This window comes from Ferruginibacter sp. (assembly GCF_014377975.1).
Lineage (GTDB): Bacteria > Bacteroidota > Bacteroidia > Chitinophagales > Chitinophagaceae > Ferruginibacter.
Genome location: NZ_JACMOO010000299.1, coordinates 1 through 4,040 on the forward strand (window position 1 = coordinate 1; position 4,040 = coordinate 4,040).

The 4,040-nt window shown below is 38.9% G+C and carries 6 protein-coding genes; 5 read left to right on the forward strand and 1 reads right to left on the reverse strand.

The features are described from left to right. A partial coding sequence (locus tag H7254_RS15295) for an acyl-CoA reductase (RefSeq protein ID WP_301933790.1) occupies nt 1-693 on the reverse strand: 693 nt, incomplete at its 3' end. Nucleotides 694-751: 58 nt separating this feature from the next. Here H7254_RS15295 and H7254_RS15300 point away from each other — a divergent pair. The 5 genes from H7254_RS15300 to H7254_RS15320 all read left to right on the forward strand — a co-directional run. Beyond that, on the forward strand, nt 752-1,099 hold the full coding sequence (locus H7254_RS15300; protein ID WP_301933791.1) for a 4Fe-4S dicluster domain-containing protein: 348 nt from the start codon (nt 752-754) through the stop codon (nt 1,097-1,099). 229 nt (nt 1,100-1,328) lie between these two features. Then, nucleotides 1,329-1,799: a hypothetical protein gene (locus H7254_RS15305; protein ID WP_301922979.1), complete on the forward strand. Its 471-nt coding sequence runs from the start codon at nt 1,329-1,331 to the stop codon at nt 1,797-1,799. A 167-nt stretch (nt 1,800-1,966) separates the two neighbouring features. Further along, complete coding sequence (locus H7254_RS15310; protein WP_301933792.1) at nt 1,967-2,950, forward strand: D-alanine--D-alanine ligase; 984 nt, start codon at nt 1,967-1,969, stop codon at nt 2,948-2,950. Nucleotides 2,951-3,007: 57 nt separating this feature from the next. Next, nucleotides 3,008-3,808, forward strand: coding sequence for a PASTA domain-containing protein (locus tag H7254_RS15315; RefSeq protein WP_301933793.1), 801 nt, complete (start codon nt 3,008-3,010; stop codon nt 3,806-3,808). A 14-nt stretch (nt 3,809-3,822) separates the two neighbouring features. Further along, a partial coding sequence (locus tag H7254_RS15320) for a rhodanese-like domain-containing protein (RefSeq protein ID WP_301933794.1) occupies nt 3,823-4,040 on the forward strand: 218 nt, incomplete at its 3' end.

Here is a 4,040-nt window from a genome sequence, read left to right on the forward strand (position 1 = left end):
CGCAAAATGTTTGTACCGGTGAAAAGACTGCAGGAGGCGTACAAAATCGTACACCTGCGGCACATATATTTTTGTAACGTTTCTGCAACCCAGGCCAAAAAAAATATGGATATCATCTGATAATTTTTCAAGGCTTTCAATACTTTCGTCTCCTCTTAAAATGGCCACCGATGTACGGTTTTTACGGATGATGCTGGGATATTTTGCAAAATAATAATCAAAGTACCGGGCACTGTTATTGCTGCCGGTGGCAATGTACCCATCACAACCTTTTAGTATGGCGGCAAAAGAAATATAGTCTGCCACACCAGCATCCCAGGTACACATTTTACTCACAAGGTGTTTCAATAAAATATCATCTTTAGAAGATAGTTTAATGGTTTGTTTATGACCGCTGATAAACACACATAAAAAATCATGAAAGCCAACAAGGGGTATATTACCTGCCATTACAATGCCCACATTTTTTGGAACAATGGTATCATCCAGGAAATAATGGCTGATCCACACAGTTAGTTTTTCGGTATCTAAAAACTGCTCTGTAATATTTTTAATGGCAATATCAATAAATTCAATGGTAAACCAGCCATTGTGTACCGATGCGGAATGTTTTATTCTTTGCAGTTCCTCACCATTTTCTATCAAATATTCTTTAAGTGTCGATAATAATGCAATCCGATTTTGTAATTTCATCCCGATAATCTTATTTTGTATTCAAAATTCGCAATTTCAAAATTCTAAATCAAAAGTAATGGCTATTAAAATTACAGACGAATGTATTAATTGTGGTGCCTGTGAACCCGAATGTCCAAATAACGCTATTTATGAAGGTGGTGTTGAGTGGGCAATAGCAGATGGTACCACGGTAAAAGGATTATTTACTTTATTGGATGGTACGCAGGTAGATGCTGATAAACGCAATACTCCGGTAAGTGTGGATACTTATTATATTACTCCCAATAAATGTACAGAGTGCCAGGGTTTTCATGAAGAACCGCAGTGCGCTGCTGTTTGCCCGGTGGATTGTTGTGTACCGGATGAGATGTATGAAGAAACAGTAGAGACTTTAATGGCTAAAAAAGAAAAGATGCACTTTTAATGCGCCAACTTTACAAAAATATTTATTAAAGCCTGCGGGCTTATTAGGCAGGTAATATTTCCTGCATCGTGGCGAGGGTATTGCAAAATACTTTCGCCTTTTTTATTGTGTTTATTTTATGATCAAGTTATTGAGGTAAAGCAGCACCCAAAATCAACAGCTGTTAATTTTTTTTCTTACATTACAAATGTTGAATTGCGTCATTTGTATTCACTATTTATTCCGGATTATGCGTAGAAAGAAATTTTATTTTTTGTTGATGCCCTTCTTTTTATTAACGGCTTGCTATCAAACGGCCGGAATAAAAGATGCCACCGAACAAAAAGCCGAGATGATTGCTGCAGAAATTTCTTTTTCGGAAATGAGCAAACAAAAGGGCACCAGGGCAGCTTTTATGCAATTTATTGACAGCAATGGTGTATTGTTGCGGCCAAATTGTTTTCCGTTGGTGGGGGCTGATGCCATTGATTTTATCAGCCAGTCAAACGATACCGCTTACACAATGATCTGGCAGCCAAAGGGTGGCAATATCGCTGCTTCCGGCGAGCTGGGCTATACCTTTGGAGTATATTCGGTATTACCTAAAAATAAAGTTGCTGCAATGCATGGCACCTATGTAAATATCTGGAAAAAGCAAGTGAACGGAAGCTGGAAATTGTTGCTCGATTCCGGAAATGAGGGAATTGACATCCAGAAATAAGCGATTGGCTTTTAAACTATGGCTCATTTTTATTCAGAGTACCCGCGCTAATTGAAAATCTTTCTTAATAAATCTACTTCACAAACTATATTTAAACTATTTTTTACAGGCTTGAAACTATAAACAATTTTCGTTTCTTTGCCTAAACAACCCTTCTCTTTTTACTTATGAAGAAAACAATCGCATTAATTACAGGAGGTTACTCGGGCGAAGCTGTAATATCTTATCAATCTGCTGCCACTATTGAGAAGCATGTTGACAAAGAAAAATGGAATTGTTATACCATTGACATTACTCCTTCCGGATGGTTTTATAAAAATCCTTCCGGAGAAAAAACAGACATTGACAAGAATGACTTTTCTATTACCGTGAATGGTAAAAAAATAATTTTTGATGCCGTGTTGGTTGGTCTGCACGGTACCCCCGGCGAAGACGGAAAATTACAAGGTTATTTTGATTGCCTCAACATACCCTACACTTCCTGCGATGCTGCCACTTCAGCCCTCACTTTTAATAAACGCTATACGGTTGCTGTAGCTGCTTTTGCAGGTATGTCAGTAGCAAAATCTTTACATCTTTTTAAAAATGGAACTGTAACAGCACCTGATATTTTAAAAGCATTAAAGCTACCTGTATTTGTAAAGCCCAACAACGGCGGCAGCAGCATAGGCATGAGTAAAGTAAATGAAGCAGGATCTCTGCAGGCGGCCTTAGACAAAGCATTTAAAGAAGACGACCAGGTGCTGATTGAAGAGTTTATAAAAGGCAGGGAATTTACTATTGGCGTTTTTACAGCCAAAGGAAAAGTGATTGCATTGCCCATTACAGAAATCATAACCAAAAAAGAATTTTTTGATTATGAAGCAAAATATCTTGGGGCCAGTGAAGAAATTACCCCGGCAAATGTGGAGGAATCCATTGCAGAAAAAGTGCGGACGGCAGCCAAAAATGCGTATGCTGTTTTTAACTGCAAAGGGATTGTACGAATAGATTTTATTTATGATGAAACCAGCGGCCAGCCTTTTTTGCTGGAAATAAATACGGTGCCTGGCCAAACAGAAGCCAGCCTGGTGCCGCAGCAGGTAGCTGCCATGGGCTGGACTTTGCAAGAATTTTACACCACTTTAATAGAGGAATGTTTTACTAAATAACCAGGTGCCAATACAATTTTTTACACCGTTGCAAACCATGATACTGAACTAAAAAATATGTTTAAATTTATAACAGATCGTCCTTTTTGGGTTAACCTGCTGGTAGCGGCGGTATTGGCATTATCGCTGATATTTTTAACGCTTGAAATGTTAGGCTGGATTACCAAACACGGCGAATATTTAACGGTGCCGGCTATAAAAGGTAAGCCAACAGAAGAAGCCATTAAATTACTCGAAAGCAAAGGGTTTGATGTAACCATACAGGATTCGGTTTTTACAGATACCCTGCAGCGGGGCATTGTAATTAAACAATTGCCGGATGCAGGTGCCACTGTAAAAGTTAACAGAACCGTTTTTTTAACTGTTAACCGGTATATGCCACCAATGGTTGCAATGCCTGCCTTGGAGGGAAAAAGCCTGGGCTTTGCTTTAGACCTGTTGCAAAGAAGCCATCTGCAATTGGGAGACACTACTTTTAAACCCGACTTTATGAAAGGCTCAATATTGGAACAACAATACAATGGCCGAAGGATTGAAACAGGTACAAATGTTATTTGGGGAAGTAAAATATCGTTGGTGATAGCAGGCGGTTTACAGGATGAGCAAATATTGGTACCCGACCTGGTGGGCAAAACTTTTGCAGAAGGGAAAGTAACATTGGAAGCAATGGGTGTTAATATAGGTGCTGTTATTGCCAAAGATGCTATAAAAGATACGGCAGGCGCCTTTATCTACCGGCAAAATCCAGACAGGTATAACTACGAGAAAAAATCCATGTATATTCATCCGGGGCAGTTGATGGATATTTATATTTCCCGGCAAATGCCCTTACCGGATTCAGTTAGTTTAAAACAATAATAAATTATTTAACTATGAAAATAATTACCGCAGAAGAAGTAAAGGCAAGAACAGATGCCGGTGAAAAACTGAATATTATTGATGTACGTGAACCGTACGAAAATGCAGAATTCAATATCGGTGGTAATTTAGTGCCATTGGGCCAGATACAATCCATGCAGATAGATGACCTGGAATCCTTTAAAAACGAAGAGCTAATTATGTACTGCAGAAGCGGCAACCGCAGCGGACA